The organism is Pseudomonas sp. C32, assembly GCF_030417915.1.
Taxonomy (GTDB): Bacteria; Pseudomonadota; Gammaproteobacteria; order Pseudomonadales; family Pseudomonadaceae; genus Aquipseudomonas.
Genome location: NZ_JAUHUK010000014.1, coordinates 90,776 through 109,405, shown reverse-complemented (window position 1 = coordinate 109,405; position 18,630 = coordinate 90,776). Strand labels below are relative to the sequence as shown.

The window sequence follows — 18,630 nt, the reverse complement described above, 5'->3', positions numbered from 1 at the left end:
GCTTGTAGCTGCTTTAGAACACCACACCCTGGCTACGCAGGTAGTCATCGTAGGTGCCGCTGAAGTCGGTCACGCCATTCGGGCTCAGCTCGATGATGCGGGTGGCCAGGGACGATACGAACTCACGGTCGTGGCTGACGAAGATCAGCGTGCCCGGGTAGTTTTCCAGCGCCAGGTTCAGCGCTTCGATGGATTCCATGTCCAAGTGGTTGGTCGGTTCGTCCATCACCAGTACGTTCGGCTTTTGCAGGATCAGCTTGCCGAACAGCATGCGACCTTGCTCACCACCGGAGATGACTTTGACCGACTTGAGGATCTCGTCGTTGGAGAACAGCATGCGGCCCAAAGTGCCACGGATGATCTGCTCGCCCTGGGTCCACTGGCCCATCCAGTCGAACAGGCTGACATCGTCTTCGAAGTCATGGGCGTGGTCCTGGGCGTAGTAGCCCAGTTCCGCGCTTTCGGTCCACTTCACGGAACCGGCGTCCGGGGTCAGCTCGCCCATCAGGGTGCGCAGCAGGGTGGTCTTGCCGATACCGTTCGGACCGATGATCGCCAGGCGCTCGCCGGCTTCGACGGTGAAGCTGAAGTTCTTGAACAGGGTCTTGCCGTCGAAGCCCTTGGACATCTGCTCGATGGTCACGGCCTGGCGGTGCAGCTTCTTGGTCTGTTCGAAACGGATGAACGGGCTCACGCGGCTCGATGGCTTGACCTCGGCCAGCTGGATCTTGTCGATCTGCTTGGCGCGGGAGGTGGCCTGCTTGGCTTTCGAGGCGTTGGCCGAGAAGCGGCTGACGAACGTCTGCAGTTCGGAGATCTGGGCTTTCTTCTTGGCGTTGTCCGACAGCAACTGCTCGCGGGACTGGGTGGCCGCGGTCATGTACTCGTCATAGTTGCCCGGGAACAGGCGCAACTCACCGTAGTCCAGGTCAGCCATGTGGGTGCACACGCTGTTCAGGAAGTGACGGTCGTGGGAAATGATGATCATGGTGCTGTTACGCGCCTTGAGAATCGTTTCCAGCCAGCGAATGGTGTTGATGTCCAGGTGGTTGGTCGGTTCGTCGAGCAACAGCACTTCCGGATCGGAGAACAGTGCCTGAGCCAGCAACACACGCAACTTCCAGCCTGGAGCGACTTCGGACATCGGGCCGAAATGCTGTTCCAGGGGGATACCCAGGCCCAGCAGCAGTTCGCCGGCGCGGGATTCGGCGGTGTAGCCGTCCATCTCGGCGAATTCGGTTTCCAGTTCGGCCACGGCCATGCCGTCTTCTTCGCTCATTTCCGGCAACGAGTAGATGCGGTCGCGCTCGGCCTTGACCTTCCACAACTCTTCGTGACCCATGATCACGGTGTCGATCACGGTGAATTCTTCGTAGGCGAACTGGTCCTGGCGCAATTTACCCAGGCGCACGTTCGGCTCGAGCATGACCTGACCACCGGAAGGCTCGAGGTCATCACCCAGAATCTTCATGAAGGTCGACTTGCCGCAACCGTTGGCACCGATCAAGCCATAACGGTTGCCACCGTTGAATTTGACCGAAACGTTTTCGAAGAGCGGCTTGGCGCCGAACTGCATCGTGATGTTAGCTGTGGAGATCAATTACTTTACCTATCAATGGGTTGCGAGCCGCGCATTTGGCGTTTTGGCCATTCCTGGGGCATTTTGTAGCTGTTCCATCTCGCCCCAGTCGCCGCTAGCGTTCAACCAGCGCGCATAAGTCGAGAGCAGCATCTGGACGCTGTGTCCGAGCTGTTGGGCAATAAAGGCGGGATTCATGCCAGACATTGTGCATATTGTCGCATAAGTATGACGGCAGTTGTACGGCGGCCGATAACGGATCATCAGCTTCTTTAACACGCAGCCCCATTGCTTGTGCCGGTTTGACGTCTCTATTCAGACATTCGGCGAGTGTTCGAGGGTTTTCATTTTTAGACGCTGGGAGGTCTGTTTTGATTGTGCGAGCCAAGGATCTTGGAAGCGGAGCAATACGGGGGCACCGGCGAGGTGTCGGTCCTTTGTCGTAGGTTGCTGTGAATCGCTGATTAATGGCCGTTGCGCACGTCTTCGATAAACTGCAGCGCGTCAGCCCTGCGCTCAGTAGAACAGCCAGCGCGCTTCACCAGTGATTTAGAGTACTCATAGTCATCATCAACCAAGGTGCGCAGTACACTAACGCACAGCAGGATCTCATCATCGTAGTTGTCCTGGAGCGTTCGATACTGCGCCTCCAGTTCGGCAATATACGCCTGCAACTGCTGGTAGATTTGTTCGTTCTGGCTCATGGCGGGGGCTTTCGTCAAGTCAGCTTGAGTATTTCACTTAGCCTAGTCCAGTGGCCCGCGCCGTGGAGCTTTTTTTTATTGGTTCCGGGTGCGGCACCGAAGCGCGCGATTGGCAGTGTCCACGCTATACATTTCTTTCAGTTCATACGCTTCGTGCAACTGCATGAACTCTCCTTGTGATTGCGCCGCAACGCCCCTCAACCTGGCGTTAGGCGCCGTTTGGATCGAAAACTGCCTTAAGTGAGCGACCGCTCCTGGCCGTTTTTTGCCCGTGGTGAGCGGCAGAAAACGGCCATTACGTTGATTGCAGGTTCAGCGCAGGTGCACGTAGGTGCCCGGCGCAGCCTCCGCAGGGGCATATTTCCTGTTGCCCAGTTTAGCGGGAGCTTTTTTGCGATCGCCTGAGCGAGCCTGCAGCCAGGCCAACCAGTGAGGCCACCACGAGCCTGCCTGTTTACTGGCAGCTTCCATCCAGTCCTGAGCGTCTGCGGGCAGGTCGCTGCCCGTCATGAAGCGCGCCTTTGGGTTGCCCGGCGGGTTGAGGATGCTCTGGATATGCCCGCTGTTAGACACCACGAACTCGCCCTGACCACCAAACAGATGCATGGAACGGTAGCAGGCGTCCCACGGGGTGATGTGGTCGGTCAGGCCTGCTATGCAGTAGTAGTCACTGGTGACCTGACTCAGGTCTATCGGTGTGCCGCAGACCTCCAGGGCGCCGGCACGGGCGAACGGATTGGTCTGGTACATATCAATGAATTCGCCGTGCAGATTGGCAGGCAGGTTGGTGGTGTCGTTGTTCCAATAGAGGACATCGAATGCCGGTGGCTCGTTGCCGAGCAAGTAGTTGTTGATCCAGTAATTCCAGATCAAGTCGTTAGGGCGCATCCAGGCGAAGACCTTGGCCAGTTCGCGGCCCTCCAGCACGCCCGCCTGATAGGAACGGCGCTTGGCGGCTTCCAGGGTTTTCTCGTCGGCGAACAGCCCGACCTGGGTGTCGGGGCGAATGTCCAACATGCTGACGGCCAGGGTAAAGGCATTGATCTTTTTTTCGTCCAGGGCGGCATAGTGACCCAACAGCGAGGACATGGTGCAGCCTCCGGAACAGGCGCCGAAGGTGTTCAGGTCGGCGCTGCCGGTAATCGCAAGCACTGCGTCGATCGCTTCCTTCAGGGCTTCTACATAGCTGGAGAACCCCCACTCGCGTTGTGCCTTGCCCGGATTGCGCCAACTGATAGCGAACGTCTGGATACCGCTGTCGAGGAGAAAACGGATCAGGCTCTTCTCCGGCGTCAGATCGAACAGGTAAAACTTGTTGATCTGTGGCGGCACCACCAGTAATGGACGCGCCTGCACTTGCTCGGTACGAGGTTTGTACTGGATCAACTCCAGCACCTCATTGCGAAACACCACCGCGCCGTCGGTGATGCCCAGATTGTGGCCCACTTCGAACGCCGTCTTGTCGACCTGGCTGGGCATGCCGCCGTTTTCGATGAGGTCACGGGTCAGCTGTGAGAAACCATCCAGAATGCTCTTGCCGCCGGTTTCAAAGAAACGCTTGAGCGCTGCCGGGTTGGCCAGGGTGTTGGTCGGCGCCATCGCCTGGGTCAGCAGGCCAATGACGAACTGACCACGTTGAGCGTCCTGTTCGCTGAGGTTGCTCGTGCTGATCCAGTCGTTCATTTCCTGGCACCAGGCCAGATAAGTCTGCATGTAGCGCCGGTAAAGCGGGTTGCGCTGCCAGGTCTGCTCGTCGAAACGTTTGTCTCCCGCCGCAGGTGTGAGTTGCGAGCGGTTGAGCAGGACATTTTTCAGCTCAACGCCGAATGCCGCCATATGCTTGGCACTATGCACCGGTTGCTTCAACACTTGTCGCAGGACCATGCGGGCGGTGCCGAGCAGATCACGCCCGCGAGGACCGAACGCTGGGTTCAGGCTCAACGTGTGCAACGCAGCTTGCTGGGAAAGGTCTTTATTTTTCTTGTTCATTTTGACACCCGGTAAGGCACCCAAGGCGGGGCCCGGAAGTTATATGGCTACTGGCAAGCGACCGAGCAACATGCCGGTCGGGCGGGCCGCAGAAAGGCAGGGCTCGCCACACAGAACTTCAGGAGCATATAGATGGGGCGGCGGCCGACATTTCATTTGGCGACAACGCTTTTTCTATTCATGACAATCCATGACCTTTGATCCGGGAGTGTGCAAGGCGTTGGTGCCAGGAACCCATCTGGCTCTTAGCCGATAGGGCGTCGAGGTCTGCGCGACGCAATGGCTGTACAAGAGGATAGATTTTCAGCGTTTCAGGTTAACTATTGGTTACAAATTGTGGCTAAAATGCCATCTATCAGCCCGGTGCCGGATGACGGCGAGGCTCAACGGCGTACTGCGGGACGCTGTTCGAATTCAGTCACTGCACAAGACCCGACGGCATACCGGCCAAAAAGGGGCGCAGTTTGTTCACCTCTGACGTGTGACGATTCCGTGAAAATCATCATTGCCGTTATCTACGTTGTATCGATTGCGTATGTTCATCTGCGGGGACGAGTGCGGCATAAACTCGGGCGTCAACTCAGCGATCATTCGACGTTTCTGGCGCCGATCAATTGCTTCCTTTACCTGTTTTCGAAGATCCCCAACAAACCCTACCTCGATCCGGCCGACTTCCCTGACCTGAGTCCATTGCAGGTCCATTGGGAAGAAATTCGTGCCGAAGGTCAGAATTTGCTTCGGACCGGGGAAATCAAGCGTTCAAACCAGTATGACGATGTCGGGTTCAACTCGTTCTTCAAGACCGGCTGGAAACGCTTCTATCTCAAGTGGTACGGCGACAGTCACCCGTCAGCCATGAAACTTTGCCCGCGCACCACGGAGCTGGTGCAAAGCATCGGTTCGATCAAGGCGGCGATGTTCGCCGAGTTGCCACCGGGTTCCAAACTGGTGCGCCACCGTGATCCGTATGCCGGTTCCTACCGGTATCACCTGGGCCTTGAAACGCCCAATGACGCCGGTTGTTACATCAATGTCGATGGCGAGAATTATCACTGGCGTGACGGCGAGGCAGTGATGTTCGACGAGACCTTCATTCATTACGCCGAAAACACCACGCATCAGAACCGCATCATTTTGTTCTGCGACGTCGAGCGTCCGATGAAGTATCGCTGGGCGGCAGCCTTCAATGGCTGGTTCAGTCGCAACGTGATGTCGGCGGCGGGTGCGCCGAATGATGTCGGCGACAAGACGGGCGGGATCAATCGCCTGTTCGGCAAGATCTACAAGATTCGCCTGCACGGCAAAGCGCTGAAGAAGCGTAATCGCAAACTTTACTACGCTCAGAAATGGTCGATTTTTGCCGGGTTGCTGGCGGTATTCGTTTTGATTTGAGGTCGGCAGCTCAGACACTGAGCGTCATTTGCTGGCTTTTTTTCGCGCAGTTGGCTTGCTTTCCGCTTTGGGTTTGGCCGTAGTCTTGCCACCCAAACTGCGCTTGAGCAGTTCTGTCAGGTCAATCACATCCGCCGTTTTGCGCTCTTCCTCACCGGTGGCCGTTTCCACGTCTTCGATCTTGCCTTCATGGGCCTTCTTGTCCACCAGGGCCATGATCTTGTCTTCAAATTCATCCCGATAATCGTCCGGTGACCATTCGACACTCATGTCGGCCACCAGGCGCTTGGCCATGTCCAACTCGCCTTTGGTCAGTTCGGCCTTGGTGACGTCAGGGCCCAGCGCCAATTCGTCCAGGCTGCGGACTTCCGCCGGCCAGCGCAATTTCACCAACACCATGGCCGATTCCATGGGCATCAACGCCGCCAGGTATTGGCGGGTATGCAGCACCACGCGGGCCAGAGCGACCTTGCCGGTTTTGTCGAGGGTTTCGCGCAGCAGCGCATAGACTTTGCCTCCGCGTTTGTCCGGAGCCAGGTAATAGGGCGTGTCGATGTTCTGCAGCGGAATTTGAGTGCTGTCGACAAACGCGAAAATATCGATGGTCTGCGTCGACAGCGGATGCGCCGAACGAATTTCTTCTTCGCTGAGCACCACGTACCGACCCTTTTCATACTGCACTCCTTTGACGATGTGCTCCTTGGTGACTTCCTTGCCGGTGACCTTGTTGATTCGCTTGTAACCCACGGGGTCCATGCTGCGACTGTCGAGCCAGTCAAAATCCACCCCGTGGGACGATGTCGCCGAGACCAGCGCTACGGGAATGTGTACCAATCCGAAGCTGATCGCACCTTTCCAGATTGCCCGTGCCATGGTGGTCTACTCGCAAGTGATGTGTTCAGGTGACCCGTAGCGCCGGGCAAAAGTTTCCGCTGTTTTCGGTCAGATGCCGAGGTCGGATCAACGTCGTGTTACATCTTGCGGGGGAGGTTTTTGTTAACAAATCCGAACCCCGGGCGTAGCGTGGCATCGAAGACCCTATCGACCTGATACAACGAGGCCCTCATGAATCGTTTCCTGCCCGCTACCCTTGTGCTGGCCTTGAGTGGCGTATTGAGTCCCGTGGCCCGCGCGGATGCCGCGACCATGTTGATGGTGGCTCAGAACCTGCCGGGCGGTGCCAACAACAATCCTTACAACAGCCCGATTCGCCGGGCCAACCCCAACAGCATGCAGGGCACGCAACCCACCGCTCCGGCGATCCGCAGTCCCAACACCGTGCCGGTGCCGCGTCCGCCGACACTCGATAACGGCGGAATCGGCAATCGCTATCCCGCCCAGCCAGCCCCCGCCGGCCCGCCGAAATTCATCCCCAATCCGCCTCCCCGAGATACCGGTAGCAGCAACCGTTGAACGGCAGGGCTGATGCCTTGCTGGCCACTCTGACGAGAAAAGGAATTGTGCATGTTGCGTAAAATTTTACTGGGCATCGTGTGTGCCAGCGCATTGATCACCACCGCAACCGTGTCATTGGCGCAGGCCTCCCAAGACATCAAAAGTGAGCAGGGCACCCTTGAGGTCACCCCGGTTGTGACGGGCTTGGAGCACCCTTGGGCGGTGGCGTTTCTGCCTGACCGCCAAGGGATGCTGGTGACGGAACGGCCCGGCAATCTGCGGCGGGTGACGGCCGATGGCAAACTGTCGGCACCACTCAACGGCGTGCCCACGGTCTGGGCCAAGGGGCAGGGCGGTTTGCTCGACGTGGTGTTGTCACCCGACTTCAAGCAAGACCGAATGGTGTACCTGTCCTACGCCGAAGGCGGTGGTCCGGACGGCAAGGCAGGTACAGCGGTGGGGCGCGGTCGGTTGACCGAAGACTATTCGGGCCTGAAAGATTTTCAGGTGATCCTGCGCCAGGAACCCAAGCTGTCGGTGGGCAACCATTTCGGTTCACGGCTGGTGTTCGCCCGCGATGGTTATCTGTTCGTGACCCTGGGGGAAAACAACGACCGCTCGACTGCCCAGGATCTGGACAAGCTGCAAGGCAAGGTGGTGCGCATCTTCCCGGACGGCAAGGTGCCCAAAGACAACCCTTTCGTCGGTCAGGCCAACGTTCGCCCGGAAATCTGGACCTACGGCCAGCGCAACCCGCAAGGCGCAGCATTGAACCCATGGACCGGTACGTTGTGGGAAAACGAACACGGTCCGCGTGGAGGTGACGAGATCAACATCATTGAGCGTGGGAAAAACTACGGCTGGCCATTGGCGACCCACGGCATCAACTATTCCGGGCAGCCTATTCCCGAAGCCGAAGGAGAAACCGCCGAAGGCACCGCTGCCCCGCACCATGTCTGGGAAAAATCCCCGGGGCTGAGCGGCATGGCGTTCTACGACGCCGATCGTTTCAAGGTGTGGCAGCACAACGTGTTTATCGGCGCGTTGGTGAGTCAGGAACTGATCCGTCTGGAGTTCGACGGCGATAAAGTGGTGCACGAGGAGCGCTTGCTCGGAGATTGGAACAAGCGCATTCGCGATGTGCGTCAAGGGCCGGACGGGTATTTGTATGTACTCACCGATGAGGAAAACGGTGGGCTCTACAAGGTCGGCCTCAAGCAGTGAGTGGTTCGGCACCGGTGAGCTGGCGGATCAGCGTTGCTGAGGCGCACTCACGGGTTGCTTGCGGTTTTGAATCCCACGAACCACCAGATACAACAACGGCCCGATGGATACAAAAATGGCGGTGATCAACAGATAGGGCAGCACCGATAACACCGACTGCCCACGTTTGCGCGCATCCTGGTACATCCAGATGCCCGCCAGCGTCGCCAGTAAATACAGATCAATCACCACTTGCGCCGTGTCCGGGCGCGACATCAGGCTGATGCCGAAGTCGATCAGCGACTGTTCGGCTGCGAGCATCACCGAAACGGTGTAGCCGGCAAAGGCGATGAGGGCAATCAGCGGCAGGGCAATGGTCTTCATGCTTTCCTTCCTTGGGATGATGAACGGAATGACCAGACTACGGTGGTCGCCACAAACTTGCCATTGACTTGCTATCAACGCCCGGCTAATTTCGAGCCATGACTTCCCACGTATTGCGCTGCCAGCCAAGCATTATTACCGCCATTCCTCATTTGGCGGGCTAGCTCACATCTGCAGCACCCAACCCGCCCTAGAGGCGGGTTTTCATTTTCTGTCTCCGGGTCCCAATCAATGTCAGGAGACGATATGAATTGCACAACCGAACAACAGACCTTGCTGGAACACTACGTCAAAAAGATCCTTGCGGCGCCGGTGTACGAGTTGGCCGTGCGCACGCCGTTGCAACCTGCGCACGCATTGTCGGAGATGTTGGGTAACCAGGTCCTGCTCAAGCGCGAAGATTTGCAGCCCACCTTTTCGTTCAAGATTCGGGGTGCCTACAACAAGCTCGTGCAACTGAGCGATACGCAAAAGGCGAGCGGTGTGGTGACCGCCTCTGCCGGCAACCATGCTCAGGGCGTGGCGCTGGCCGCACGGGAGTTGGGAATCGATGCGTGCATCGTCATGCCATGTACGACACCGCAATTGAAGGTGCTCGGCGTTCGCAGTCGGGGCGCCGACGCGGTGTTGCATGGCGGGAGCTTCCCGTTTGCGCTGGCCTACGCGCTGGACCTTGCGCGCAAAACCGGTCGTACCTTTGTTTCGCCTTTTGACGATCCGGACGTCATTGCCGGGCAGGGCACTGTCGCGATGGAAATCCTGCGTCAGCATCAAGGCCCGCTGGATGCGATTTTCGTTCCGGTCGGTGGCGGCGGTTTGATCGCGGGCATCGCAGCCTATGTCAAATATTTGAGACCCGAGGTGCGGATCATTGGTGTCGAGTCGGAGCACTCTGCGTGCCTGCACGCTGCGTTGCAGGCGGGTGAACGCGTTGTCCTGCCCAGTGTCGGCACTTTTGCCGATGGTGTGGCCGTTGCACAAATCGGCGCTTACGGTTTTGAGGTCTGCCGCTTCTGCGTCGATGAAGTGGTGACCGTCAGCAATGACGAACTTTGCGCGGCAATCAAGAATATCTACGACGATACCCGCTCGATCACCGAGCCTTCCGGTGCTTTGGCGGTGGCCGGGATCAAAAACTACGTGGCTCGCACCGGTGCTTTGGGGCAGACGCTGGTGGCGATCGATTCGGGAGCCAACATCAATTTCGATAGCCTGGGGTATGTGGCCGAACGCGCCGCGTTGAGCGGCGCACTCGCTTGAGGGCGGGCAGCGGCGGCCGGTTATTCCTGAACGGCTTTCTCAACCTTGCTCGATGCCGACCAGATTCGATAGCGCACTTCGATGTCTTGGGGCACATACAGCACAATCGGCAGTTTGCTGTTGTAGCGCAGCAGAAAGCCGTCGCCAACCACCGGGACAAAGCCCGGTTGGCTCTTGCCGTCCGGGCAGGCCATGAGGGTGCTCATCGGGCCGATGACATTTTCCAGGCGGTAGAACGGGTAGCCCCAGCCTTCGAGATTTTTTTCTTCGAGGATGCCGCCCAGACGTGGGCGATTGCAGTCCACGGGCAGGGTCTTGCCGGCGAGGATTTCGACCTGGAAGTCCTCTTCCCGTGATTGCGGGGCCAAATGAATGACCTGGCGGGTGAAACCACTCTCGGCTTTGGGGAAGGGCGCGACCGTTTCCAGTTTCGCGGCCTGCACCAGGCTGGACAGCCCCACAGCGATCAACCCGACAGTCGTGTTTACGGTCAAAGAACCCATGTTGCCTCCTTGCTGTGATGAATGGCCGCATTCTCTCTGTCGTCAGCGGTGAATGCAAATCCGGCGTGAACGTGCAAAGTGCAGTACGCGGCTAGGGCGTTCTTGCAAGTTGCACGACATTCTGTTCGAGCGCTTCGGCTAACCTTTTGTTTTACCGACGAACCGAGCTACGAAAATCAAGGCATGTTTTATGCTGTATCTGTTCTTAAGTCCGCCGGAATTTTATTTGAGCGGGCGTCTGGTTTTTACCGGCAGTGTCATAAAGGAGAGGGTCGCCATGTTTTTATCTGCCTTGGAACTTCGCAACATCATTGAAAGCAGTTTTCTGCCCAAGCGCTGTCAATGCACCCTGTCTCCCGAGCTCATGATGACTATTAAGGTCTTTGCCGATGGGCGAACCGATCAACTTGATTTTTCGGTCACCGATATCGATGCCTCGCAGTTGAATGGCTGTCGGGAAATCAACGAGCTGATTGCTCGTTTGCGCACCAGTAAGCACCCCATCGAGGTCGAACCGCGTTCGACGCTGGATAAGGCACTTTAGGCCGGTTTTGGTATCGGTGTAGTCGGTCAGCCTTGGTTCTCGCAGGCATCGGACAGTTTGCGGTAGGAAATTTCTGCGGGCTGGCCGTTTTCATCGAGGTACTTCATATCGGCGCTCACCACTTTGCACTCCAGGGTGGAGGGCTCGGTCAGCGAGATGACTTTACTGACGTGCAAGGGCATGCCGTAGTGATAAGGCACGGCTTGTGAGGTCGAGGTGTCGTTGGCCTGGGCCAGGCCGGCAAACGCGGTGCAGGCGAGTGCGGCGGTCAGCAGCAATGTGCGCGTATTCATGAACGATCTCCGGTGCGGTCGGAAAGACAGTTCGACGTGTCGTCGAACCTGCCGCACTGGGCGTCAGAGAGAACTGAGGGCGTGCGGTCCAGTGAATGATTAGACCGCACGGTTAAGCGATCGTTAACCCGACTGAACGCCGCTTGTCGGCTCACACGATCTCTGTAGGAGCGAGCTTGCTCGCGATGAAGCCCTCAGATTCAGTCCATGCCTATCTGATGCCGATAAGGCAGATCCGGCCCGGTCTTGCTGCATGTCAGCGCAGCTGCTTGCACAGCAAACCGAACCATGGCATCGATCTGATCGCGACGGAGCCGTGCCAACTCTTCCACCGAGTCCAGCTGGTGCTCGGTCAGCCAGCCAATCAACGCCGCCTGAAAGGTATCGCCGGCACCCACCGTGTCGGCGATCTTCACCGCAAGGGCCGGGATCGACCACGAACCGTGGACGCGGCTGAACACGCTCGCGCCTTCACCGCCCCGGGTCAGGAATACCAGCTGACAGCGGTGCTGCAACCAGCCGTCGATCACCCGCGCCGGGTCCTGTCCGGGATACAACAAATGCAGATCCTCGTCGCTGACTTTGATCAGGTCGGCCATTTCCACCAGCGTCGCAATGCGTTCACGCCACAGCTCGATGTTCGGCTCCGGGTTGAGTCGAACGTTCGGGTCGAGGCTGATCAGGCGCTTGCCGCTTTCCCGGCGCACCAATGCCAGCAGTGTGTCGGCAATCGGCTGCACCACCAGCGAAAATGATCCGATGTGCAAACCATGCACCTCTGGCCCGAGTGTCGGCAGGTGTTCCGGTTTCAGTTGTCGGTCGGCGCAGCCTTCGCCCCGAAAGCTGTACTGCGGCGAACCATTGGCCCCGACAGCGACCATCGCCAGCGTGCTCGGCGCATCGAAGTCCAGCAGATAATCGGTGCATACGCCTTCGTCCTGCAGCACTTGCAGCAAGCGGCGGCCGAGATAGTCGGTAGACAGGCCAGACAGCAGTCCGGCATCTACCCCCAAACGACGTAAGCCCACGGCCACGTTGAAGGGCGACCCGCCGGCAATGGCCTTGAAATTCACTGTTGAAGCCAGACCGCTGGCGTCGTTCTGACTGAAGAAGTCGAACAGCGCTTCGCCACACACCAGATACATAGTTGTTCACTCTTTAAAGGGTTGCGACATGCTGTTGATAGCGTTCATAGGCCTGCTGAGAGGCCGCCACGTTTTCGGCGATCGGTAGCGTTTCGCTGGTTGGATCGAGTTTCACGCAACGTGCGCACAGTTCTGCCAGGCTGACCTCGTGCCCATTCGCCAGGGACGTACACCACGCCGCTTGAATCGCCGCCCCTAGGGCAGCGGCTTCGCTTTGTTCGGTACAAATCACCGGTGTATTCATGGTGTCGGCGACGATCTGGCGCCACACCGGGCTTTTCGAGCCACCGCCGATCAGGCAAATGCGCAGGCTTTGTATGCCATTGTGCCGTAGCAGGTCCAGTCCGTATCGCAGCCCGAAGGTCGTGCCTTCGACCACCGCACGGCACAGATTGGCTTTGGTCAGGTTGGTCATGGTCAGCCCCAAAAGGCTGCCGCTGGCGTGGGGTAGGGCGGGGACGCGTTCTCCATTGAGAAACGGCAGCATGCGCACGCCCTCGGCACCGATCGGCGCGTGCCCTACCATTTTATTGAACTGCTCGATGTCGAGGTCCAGCAGTTCGCGAATCAGCCCGGTGGCGTTGGTCAGGTTCATGGTGCAGGTCAACGGCAACCAACCGCCGCTGGATGAACAGAATGTCGCGACTGCCGCCTCCGGGAAGACCTGCGGTTGATCGGTACAGGCATAGACCGTGCCGGAGGACCCGAGGCTCATGGTAATCGCGCCGGGCTGGATGTTGCCGGTGCCGATCGCGCCCATCATGTTGTCACCGCCACCGCTGGATACCAGCGCCTGCGGGTTGATGCCCAAGTGTTGGGCGATATCCGGCAAAATCGTGCCCACCGCCTCGTGAGCGTCGATCAGTTCCGGCAATGCATGTTCCAGGCGCCCGCTTGGGTCGATATCGCGCAGCAGTGGCACATCCCACTGACGGTTGCGCACGTTGAAGTAACCGGTGCCTGATGCGTCACCGTACTCGCTGCAACAGCGGCCGGTGAGCCAGAAATTCAGGTAATCATGGGGCAGCAGGATGTGGGCGATGCGCGAAAACACCTCGGGATACTGCTCCCGAGTCCAGAGTAGTTTTGAAACGGTGTAGCCCGGCGCGATGACCACGCCGAGGCGCTCCAGCGAGCCTTTTTCGCCGCCCAGATGTTCGAGCAGACGGTCATTTTCCGCCGTGGTTTCGGTGTCGCACCAGAGCTTGGCCGGGCGCAGGACCTGGCCTTGTTCATCGAGCAACACCAGGCCGTGTTGCTGGCCCGAGACGCCGATGCCAAGGATGTCCTGGCCATCGACATCGGCCGCCAGCAAGGCGCGACGGGTGGCGAGGGCGAAGGCTTCCAGCCACTGGCCCGTGTCCTGCTCGCGACGGCCATTGACGCCGCTGATCAGCGTGTGAGCGGCGGCGCCCAACCCCAGCACCTCGCCGCTGACGGCATCGAGAATGATGGCTTTAGTGCCTTGGGTGCCGCAGTCGATGCCGAGGAACAATGGTTGGGTTGGCATGGCAGGTCCTTGGTGTGTCAGGTCGTTTTTTGTGATGCCATTCGCGAGCAGGCGCCAGTTGTTACACCCCAAAACTCACACCAAAACCCATTCCAACGTCCGCGAAACCCCGACCTCCCGCAAACTGTCGCAGCACCATTCGAACGCCTCGACAAACTCGGGCGAACGGGGAATCACTGTCCCGAAAATCTCTTCGACACCCAACAGCCGCTGGGCCATCAACGCATCGTCGAGCACCAAGGCCTGGCAGAACGCCGCTCGCGGATCCGCAATGGCGTAGGTGTCGCCATTTTCATCCACCCCCTTCAAATACAACGCCCAAGCCGCCACCACCAGCGCTGCGCGTTTTGTGTCTCGCCCGTCAGCAATCAAGCGATTGATCGTTGGCACAATGAACTTGGGAAATTTCGACGAACCGTCCGAACACACGCGTTCCAGTTGATCGGCAATCGCCTGATTGGAGAAACGCGTGACCAGCGTGTTTTTGTACGCGGTCAATTCAATGCCCGGCACCGGCGACAGTTGCGGGGTGACGTCCAGGTCCATGTAGGCGCGCATGTAACGCACCAACAGTGGGTCGTTCATGGTTTCGTTGACGAAACGGTAACCCTTGAGGAAACCGAGGTAAGTCAGGGCCAGATGACTGCCGTTGAGCAGTTTGATCTTCATGTCCTCGTAGGGCGTGACGTCGTCGGTGAACTGCACGCCAACTTTTTCCCAGGCGGGACGACCGCTAACAAACTTGTCTTCCAGCACCCACTGCGCAAACGGTTCGCAGACCACCGGCCACGCATCGTCGACGCCATGCTTGTCGGCCAATTGCAGGCGATGTTCGATGCTGGTCATCGGGGTGATGCGGTCGACCATGGCATTGGGGAAGCTCACATGATGTTCGATCCACTCCGGCAAATCGTCACCGCGCAACGCGGCGAAGGCCAACAGGGCCTTGCGGGTCACTGCGCCGTTGTGCGGCAGGTTATCGCAGGACATCAAGGTAAATGCCGGCGTGCCTGCCGCGCGGCGTTTGGCCAGCGCGGCGCAGAGAAACCCGAACACGGTGAGCGGAGTAGCCGGGTTCGCCAGATCGTGCTGGATTTGCGGCAGGTGCGCCATGAATTCGCCGTTGCTGTCGTCGATGCAGTAACCACCTTCGGTGATGGTCAGCGAGACGATGCGGATCTCAGGGCTGGCGAGCTTGTCGATCAGCGCTTGAGCACTGTCCTCGGCCAGCAACATGTCGCGAATGGCGCCGACGACCCGGACTTCGGTTTCGCCGCTATCACCCAATTCAAACAGGGTGAACAGATAATCCTGTTCTTGAAGATCGTCGCGGGCACGCCGGTCTTCACGGCGCAGCCCGATGCCGCAAATCGCCCAGTCGAGGCCTTCGCCGGTGTTCATCAAGGCATCGGTGTAATACGCCTGATGCGCTCGATGGAAGCCGCCGACGCCGATGTGGGCGATGCCTTGGCGCGTGTCGCTCAAGGTATAGGCGGGCAGGGCGACCTCAGGAGCAAGGCGGTAGAGATTCTGTTGGTTGAGTTTCATCGCAGGCTCTCTGAGATCAGGCGGCAACGCGCAAGGGACGGGTCAGCGCCACGCCGTCTGCATCGAATAAATGGCAGTGCCGGGCGTCCAGGTGCAGGCTCAAGGTCTCGCCGTAACGACTCGCGAGGTCGCCGCGCACGCGCATGGTCAAGGCTTCGCCGGAGGCGGTGCGCACATGGCAGAAGGTGTCGCTGCCCAGACGTTCGCTGACATCGGCGGTGACTTGCAACGTGCAGTCGTCCGATTCGGCCAACGCCAGATGTTCCGGGCGAATGCCCAGTGTCACCGCGCCGCCGACGCTAAGCGTTGCGCCGCTCAAGGGCAGGCTGATGCGGGTGCCGGCGTCCAGTTGCACTTCACAACACTGACTGTCGACGCGGGTGAGCTTGCCCTTGAGGAAACCCATTTTCGGTGTGCCGAGAAAACCTGCGACAAACAGGTTGGCCGGTTGGTGGTACAGGTCCAGCGGCGAACCGACCTGCTCGATCCTGCCGCCATTGAGCACGACGACTTTGTCGGCCATGGTCATGGCTTCGACCTGGTCGTGCGTCACGTAGATCATCGTCGCTTGCAGCTCTTTGTGCAGGCGCAGCAGTTCCAGACGCATTTGCACCCGCAGGGCCGCATCAAGGTTGGACAGCGGTTCGTCGAACAGGAAGATTTTCGGGTTGCGCACAATCGCCCGGCCGATCGCCACCCGTTGACGCTGGCCGCCAGACAGTTGCTTGGGCTTGCGTTCCAGCATCGGCCCCAGTTCGAGAATGCGCGCTGCTTCGCCGACTTTCTTTTCCACTTCGGCCTTGGGGACTCCGGCCAGATCGAGGGCGAACGACATGTTCTTGCGCACGCTCATGTGTGGGTACAAGGCGTAGGTCTGGAACACCATCGCCAGGTCACGCTTGGCCGGGCTGACTTCGGTGATGTCGCGGCCATCGAGCTCGATGGCGCCGCCGCTGACTTCTTCCAGGCCAGCGATCAGGCGCAGCAGGGTGGATTTACCGCAACCCGAGGGACCGACGAAGACCACGAACTCTTTGTCGTTCACTTCAAGGTCAATGCCCTTGATGATGGAAAAGCCTTCGAAGCCTTTTTGCAGATTCTTGATTTTCAGGTTGGCCATGACGATGAGCCTCCGTTTGTTTTTATTCAGATTGAGCCGATCAGGCTTTTTGTAGGAGCCGGCTTGCTGGCGATGACGACCGCAAGCGCGATGCAAATTTCGAGGGCCGCATCGCCAGCAAGCCGGCTCCTGCAAGGGATTGCGTTGGGGCAGCAATCCGGGTCGATTCATTTCACGGCGCCGAACGACAACCCGCGTACCAGTTGTTTCTGGCTGATCCAGCCGAAGATCAGGATCGGTGCGCAGGCCAGCGTCGAGACCGCCGATAACTTGGCCCAGAACAACCCTTCGGGGCTTGAGTACGATGCGATCAGCGCGGTCAGTGGCGCGGCTTTCGACGAGGTCAGGTTCAAGGACCAGAACGCCTCGTTCCAACACAGGATCAGCGACAACAACACTGTGGAGGCCAGTCCGCCCTTGGCGATCGGCAGCAGCACCCGGACCATTTCCTGCCACAACGTGGCGCCATCGAGACGAGCGGCTTCGAGGATGTCTTTGGGGATGTCCTTGAAGTAGGTGTAAATCATCCAGACCACAATCGGCAGGTTGATCAGCGTGTAGATCACGATCAGCGCAATGCGCGTGTCGAGCAGGCCGAAGCTCTTGGCCAGCAGGTAGATCGGCATCAGCACGCCCACCGGCGGCAGCATCTTGGTCGAGAGCATCCACAACAGGGTGCCTTTGGTGCGTTGGGTTTCGTAGAACGCCATCGAGTAGGCCGCCGGCACCGCGATCAGCAGGCTCAGGGCCGTGGCGCTGAAGGAAATCACCACCGAGTTCCAGGCGAAACTGAAGTAATCGCTGCGCTCGTTGATGTGCAGGTAATTCTCCAGGGTCGGCATGAAGAAGAACTGCGGCGGTGTGGCGAAGGCGTCGATCTCGGTTTTGAAACTGGTCAGCACCATCCAGAAAATCGGGAAAAAAACCAGGATCGCGATAGCCCAGGCCAGCGTGCCGAGCAACAGGCTTTGCAAACGACGGGATTGTTGAAGGGTCATGGCAGGCCTCAGGCTTTGTCTGTCAGGTTTTTACCGATCATCCGCACCAGCACGATGGCCGCGACATTGGCGATGACCACCGCAATCAAGCCGCCAGCGGACGCCATGCCGACGTCGAACTGCACCAGCGCCTGGTTGTAGATGAGGTAGGCGAGGTTGGTCGAGGCATAGCCGGGGCCGCCGTTGGTGGTGGTGAAGATTTCGGCGAACACCGAGAGCAGGAAGATGGTTTCGATCATCACCACCACCGCAATCGGCCGTGCCAGGTGCGGCAGGGTCAAGTGCCAGAAGATCGCGATGGGGCCGGCACCGTCCAGGCGTGCGGCTTCTTTCTGTTCCTGGTCGAGGGACTGCATGGCGGTCATCAAAATCAGGATGGCGAACGGCAGCCATTGCCACGAGACAATGATGATGATCGACAGCAGCGGGTAGTGCGCCAGCCAGTCCACCGGTTGCGCGCCGAACAGTTTCCAGACGTAGGCGAGAATCCCCGACACCGGATGGAAAATCAGGTTCTTCCAGATCAGTGCACCCACCGTGGGCATGATGAAGAACGGCGAGATCAGCAGCACCCGCACGATGCCGCGACCGAGAAACTCACTGGCCTCCAGCAACGCACTGATCAACACGCCGAACACCACGCTGATCAGCAGCACGCTGCCCACCAGCAACAACGTATTGGTGGCGCCGGGCAGGAAGCCCGAGTCCGTCAGGAAATAAGAGAAGTTCTCCAGCCCGACAAATTCGTTTTCACCCGGATCAAGCAGGTTGTAGCGGATCATCGAGAAGTAGAGGGTCATGCCCAGAGGCACGATCATCCACAACAGCAGCAGCGCTACCGAAGGGCTGACCAGGAACCAGCCGGGGTTGGCCACGCGGCTTTTGCGCTGGGGCTGGGCAATATCCATATGAGCTTTGGCAGTTAAAGTATTCATGGTGTTAAACCGATTGGGAACGAGAGGATGCTTGGCGCAAGACCTGTAGGAGCTGGCTTGCCAGCGATGGATGCGACGCCGATCTATAGACGTACCGCGTTATCGTTCATCGCCGGCAAGCCGGCTCC

The 18,630-nt window shown here is 58.7% G+C and carries 18 protein-coding genes and 1 pseudogene; 5 read left to right on the top strand and 14 right to left on the bottom strand.

The window, feature by feature from the left end:
• Positions 1–13 precede the first annotated feature (13 nt).
• The 4 genes and pseudogenes from QYH43_RS17395 to phaC all read right to left on the bottom strand — a co-directional run bounded on the left by QYH43_RS17395 (position 14) and on the right by phaC (position 4,272).
• Positions 14–1,600, bottom strand: coding sequence for an ABC-F family ATPase (locus QYH43_RS17395; RefSeq protein ID WP_008053703.1), 1,587 nt, complete (start codon positions 1,598–1,600; stop codon positions 14–16).
• Between the two features lie 12 nt (positions 1,601–1,612).
• A pseudogene (locus QYH43_RS17390) lies at positions 1,613–1,891 on the bottom strand (site-specific integrase); the annotation flags it as partial.
• A 152-nt stretch (positions 1,892–2,043) separates the two neighbouring features.
• Positions 2,044–2,283, bottom strand: a complete 240-nt coding sequence (locus QYH43_RS17385) for a hypothetical protein (RefSeq protein WP_095056109.1) — start codon at positions 2,281–2,283, stop codon at positions 2,044–2,046.
• A 312-nt stretch (positions 2,284–2,595) separates the two neighbouring features.
• On the bottom strand, positions 2,596–4,272 hold the full coding sequence (phaC, locus tag QYH43_RS17380) for a class II poly(R)-hydroxyalkanoic acid synthase (RefSeq protein WP_095056110.1): 1,677 nt from the start codon (positions 4,270–4,272) through the stop codon (positions 2,596–2,598).
• 492 nt (positions 4,273–4,764) lie between these two features.
• On the opposite strand from phaC, the gene lpxO reads away from it, so the two are divergent.
• Positions 4,765–5,664 carry a lipid A hydroxylase LpxO gene (gene lpxO, locus QYH43_RS17375; RefSeq protein ID WP_095056111.1) on the top strand — a complete coding sequence of 300 codons (900 nt, stop codon included), beginning with the start codon at positions 4,765–4,767 and terminating at the stop codon, positions 5,662–5,664.
• 24 nt (positions 5,665–5,688) lie between these two features.
• On the opposite strand, the gene QYH43_RS17370 is transcribed toward lpxO, so the two are convergent.
• Positions 5,689–6,537 carry a Ku protein gene (locus QYH43_RS17370; protein ID WP_095056112.1) on the bottom strand — a complete coding sequence of 283 codons (849 nt, stop codon included), beginning with the start codon at positions 6,535–6,537 and terminating at the stop codon, positions 5,689–5,691.
• 192 nt (positions 6,538–6,729) lie between these two features.
• On the opposite strand from QYH43_RS17370, the gene QYH43_RS17365 reads away from it, so the two are divergent.
• Both QYH43_RS17365 and QYH43_RS17360 read left to right on the top strand, forming a co-directional pair.
• On the top strand, positions 6,730–7,077 hold the full coding sequence (locus QYH43_RS17365; RefSeq protein WP_301157597.1) for a hypothetical protein: 348 nt from the start codon (positions 6,730–6,732) through the stop codon (positions 7,075–7,077).
• Between the two features lie 51 nt (positions 7,078–7,128).
• The gene (locus tag QYH43_RS17360) at positions 7,129–8,283 is read left to right on the top strand and encodes a PQQ-dependent sugar dehydrogenase (protein ID WP_301157595.1); all 1,155 of its coding nucleotides are present in this window, start codon (positions 7,129–7,131) and stop codon (positions 8,281–8,283) included.
• Positions 8,284–8,310: 27 nt separating this feature from the next.
• Here the strand turns inward: QYH43_RS17360 and QYH43_RS17355 are convergent, their stop codons facing one another.
• Positions 8,311–8,646 carry a DUF2834 domain-containing protein gene (locus QYH43_RS17355; protein ID WP_095152244.1) on the bottom strand — a complete coding sequence of 112 codons (336 nt, stop codon included), beginning with the start codon at positions 8,644–8,646 and terminating at the stop codon, positions 8,311–8,313.
• Positions 8,647–8,892: 246 nt separating this feature from the next.
• On the opposite strand from QYH43_RS17355, the gene ilvA reads away from it, so the two are divergent.
• Positions 8,893–9,906: a threonine ammonia-lyase, biosynthetic gene (gene ilvA, locus QYH43_RS17350; RefSeq protein ID WP_301157593.1), complete on the top strand. Its 1,014-nt coding sequence runs from the start codon at positions 8,893–8,895 to the stop codon at positions 9,904–9,906.
• A 20-nt stretch (positions 9,907–9,926) separates the two neighbouring features.
• Here the strand turns inward: ilvA and eco are convergent, their stop codons facing one another.
• A complete protein-coding gene (gene eco / locus QYH43_RS17345; RefSeq protein WP_301157591.1) occupies positions 9,927–10,409 on the bottom strand; it encodes a serine protease inhibitor ecotin in 483 nt (160 codons plus the stop codon).
• 277 nt (positions 10,410–10,686) lie between these two features.
• Between eco and QYH43_RS17340 the strand changes: the two genes are divergently transcribed.
• Positions 10,687–10,953, top strand: a complete 267-nt coding sequence (locus QYH43_RS17340) for a DUF1652 domain-containing protein (protein ID WP_095056118.1) — start codon at positions 10,687–10,689, stop codon at positions 10,951–10,953.
• Positions 10,954–10,979: 26 nt separating this feature from the next.
• On the opposite strand, the gene QYH43_RS17335 is transcribed toward QYH43_RS17340, so the two are convergent.
• From QYH43_RS17335 to QYH43_RS17305, 7 genes are all read right to left on the bottom strand, one after another.
• Positions 10,980–11,246, bottom strand: coding sequence for a DUF2790 domain-containing protein (locus tag QYH43_RS17335; protein WP_095152243.1), 267 nt, complete (start codon positions 11,244–11,246; stop codon positions 10,980–10,982).
• A gap of 200 nt (positions 11,247–11,446) precedes the next feature.
• Complete coding sequence (locus tag QYH43_RS17330) at positions 11,447–12,391, bottom strand: carbohydrate kinase (protein ID WP_301157589.1); 945 nt, start codon at positions 12,389–12,391, stop codon at positions 11,447–11,449.
• Positions 12,392–12,404: 13 nt separating this feature from the next.
• Complete coding sequence (xylB, locus tag QYH43_RS17325; protein ID WP_301157587.1) at positions 12,405–13,901, bottom strand: xylulokinase; 1,497 nt, start codon at positions 13,899–13,901, stop codon at positions 12,405–12,407.
• Between the two features lie 75 nt (positions 13,902–13,976).
• Positions 13,977–15,449, bottom strand: coding sequence for a mannitol dehydrogenase family protein (locus tag QYH43_RS17320; RefSeq protein ID WP_301157586.1), 1,473 nt, complete (start codon positions 15,447–15,449; stop codon positions 13,977–13,979).
• 16 nt (positions 15,450–15,465) lie between these two features.
• The gene (locus QYH43_RS17315; RefSeq protein WP_095152239.1) at positions 15,466–16,569 is read right to left on the bottom strand and encodes an ABC transporter ATP-binding protein; all 1,104 of its coding nucleotides are present in this window, start codon (positions 16,567–16,569) and stop codon (positions 15,466–15,468) included.
• Between the two features lie 167 nt (positions 16,570–16,736).
• The gene (locus QYH43_RS17310) at positions 16,737–17,567 is read right to left on the bottom strand and encodes a carbohydrate ABC transporter permease (protein ID WP_095056124.1); all 831 of its coding nucleotides are present in this window, start codon (positions 17,565–17,567) and stop codon (positions 16,737–16,739) included.
• 8 nt (positions 17,568–17,575) lie between these two features.
• Positions 17,576–18,475, bottom strand: a complete 900-nt coding sequence (locus QYH43_RS17305; protein WP_256580284.1) for a carbohydrate ABC transporter permease — start codon at positions 18,473–18,475, stop codon at positions 17,576–17,578.
• Between the last annotated feature and the right edge of the window lie 155 nt (positions 18,476–18,630).

Bases quoted from the DNA above. Each gene is read 5' to 3' on its own strand.
- QYH43_RS17385 (WP_095056109.1), bottom strand. From the start codon at position 2,283: ATGAGCCAGAACGAACAAATCTACCAGCAGTTGCAGGCGTATATTGCC.
- phaC (WP_095056110.1), bottom strand. From the start codon at position 4,272: ATGAACAAGAAAAATAAAGACCTTTCCCAGCAAGCTGCGTTGCACACG.
- QYH43_RS17370 (WP_095056112.1), bottom strand. From the start codon at position 6,537: ATGGCACGGGCAATCTGGAAAGGTGCGATCAGCTTCGGATTGGTACAC.
- QYH43_RS17365 (WP_301157597.1), top strand. From the start codon at position 6,730: ATGAATCGTTTCCTGCCCGCTACCCTTGTGCTGGCCTTGAGTGGCGTA.
- QYH43_RS17360 (WP_301157595.1), top strand. From the start codon at position 7,129: ATGTTGCGTAAAATTTTACTGGGCATCGTGTGTGCCAGCGCATTGATC.
- QYH43_RS17355 (WP_095152244.1), bottom strand. From the start codon at position 8,646: ATGAAGACCATTGCCCTGCCGCTGATTGCCCTCATCGCCTTTGCCGGC.
- ilvA (WP_301157593.1), top strand. From the start codon at position 8,893: ATGAATTGCACAACCGAACAACAGACCTTGCTGGAACACTACGTCAAA.
- eco (WP_301157591.1), bottom strand. From the start codon at position 10,409: ATGGGTTCTTTGACCGTAAACACGACTGTCGGGTTGATCGCTGTGGGG.
- QYH43_RS17340 (WP_095056118.1), top strand. From the start codon at position 10,687: ATGTTTTTATCTGCCTTGGAACTTCGCAACATCATTGAAAGCAGTTTT.
- QYH43_RS17335 (WP_095152243.1), bottom strand. From the start codon at position 11,246: ATGAATACGCGCACATTGCTGCTGACCGCCGCACTCGCCTGCACCGCG.
- QYH43_RS17330 (WP_301157589.1), bottom strand. From the start codon at position 12,391: ATGTATCTGGTGTGTGGCGAAGCGCTGTTCGACTTCTTCAGTCAGAAC.
- xylB (WP_301157587.1), bottom strand. From the start codon at position 13,901: ATGCCAACCCAACCATTGTTCCTCGGCATCGACTGCGGCACCCAAGGC.
- QYH43_RS17320 (WP_301157586.1), bottom strand. From the start codon at position 15,449: ATGAAACTCAACCAACAGAATCTCTACCGCCTTGCTCCTGAGGTCGCC.
- QYH43_RS17315 (WP_095152239.1), bottom strand. From the start codon at position 16,569: ATGGCCAACCTGAAAATCAAGAATCTGCAAAAAGGCTTCGAAGGCTTT.
- QYH43_RS17310 (WP_095056124.1), bottom strand. From the start codon at position 17,567: ATGACCCTTCAACAATCCCGTCGTTTGCAAAGCCTGTTGCTCGGCACG.
- QYH43_RS17305 (WP_256580284.1), bottom strand. From the start codon at position 18,475: ATGGATATTGCCCAGCCCCAGCGCAAAAGCCGCGTGGCCAACCCCGGC.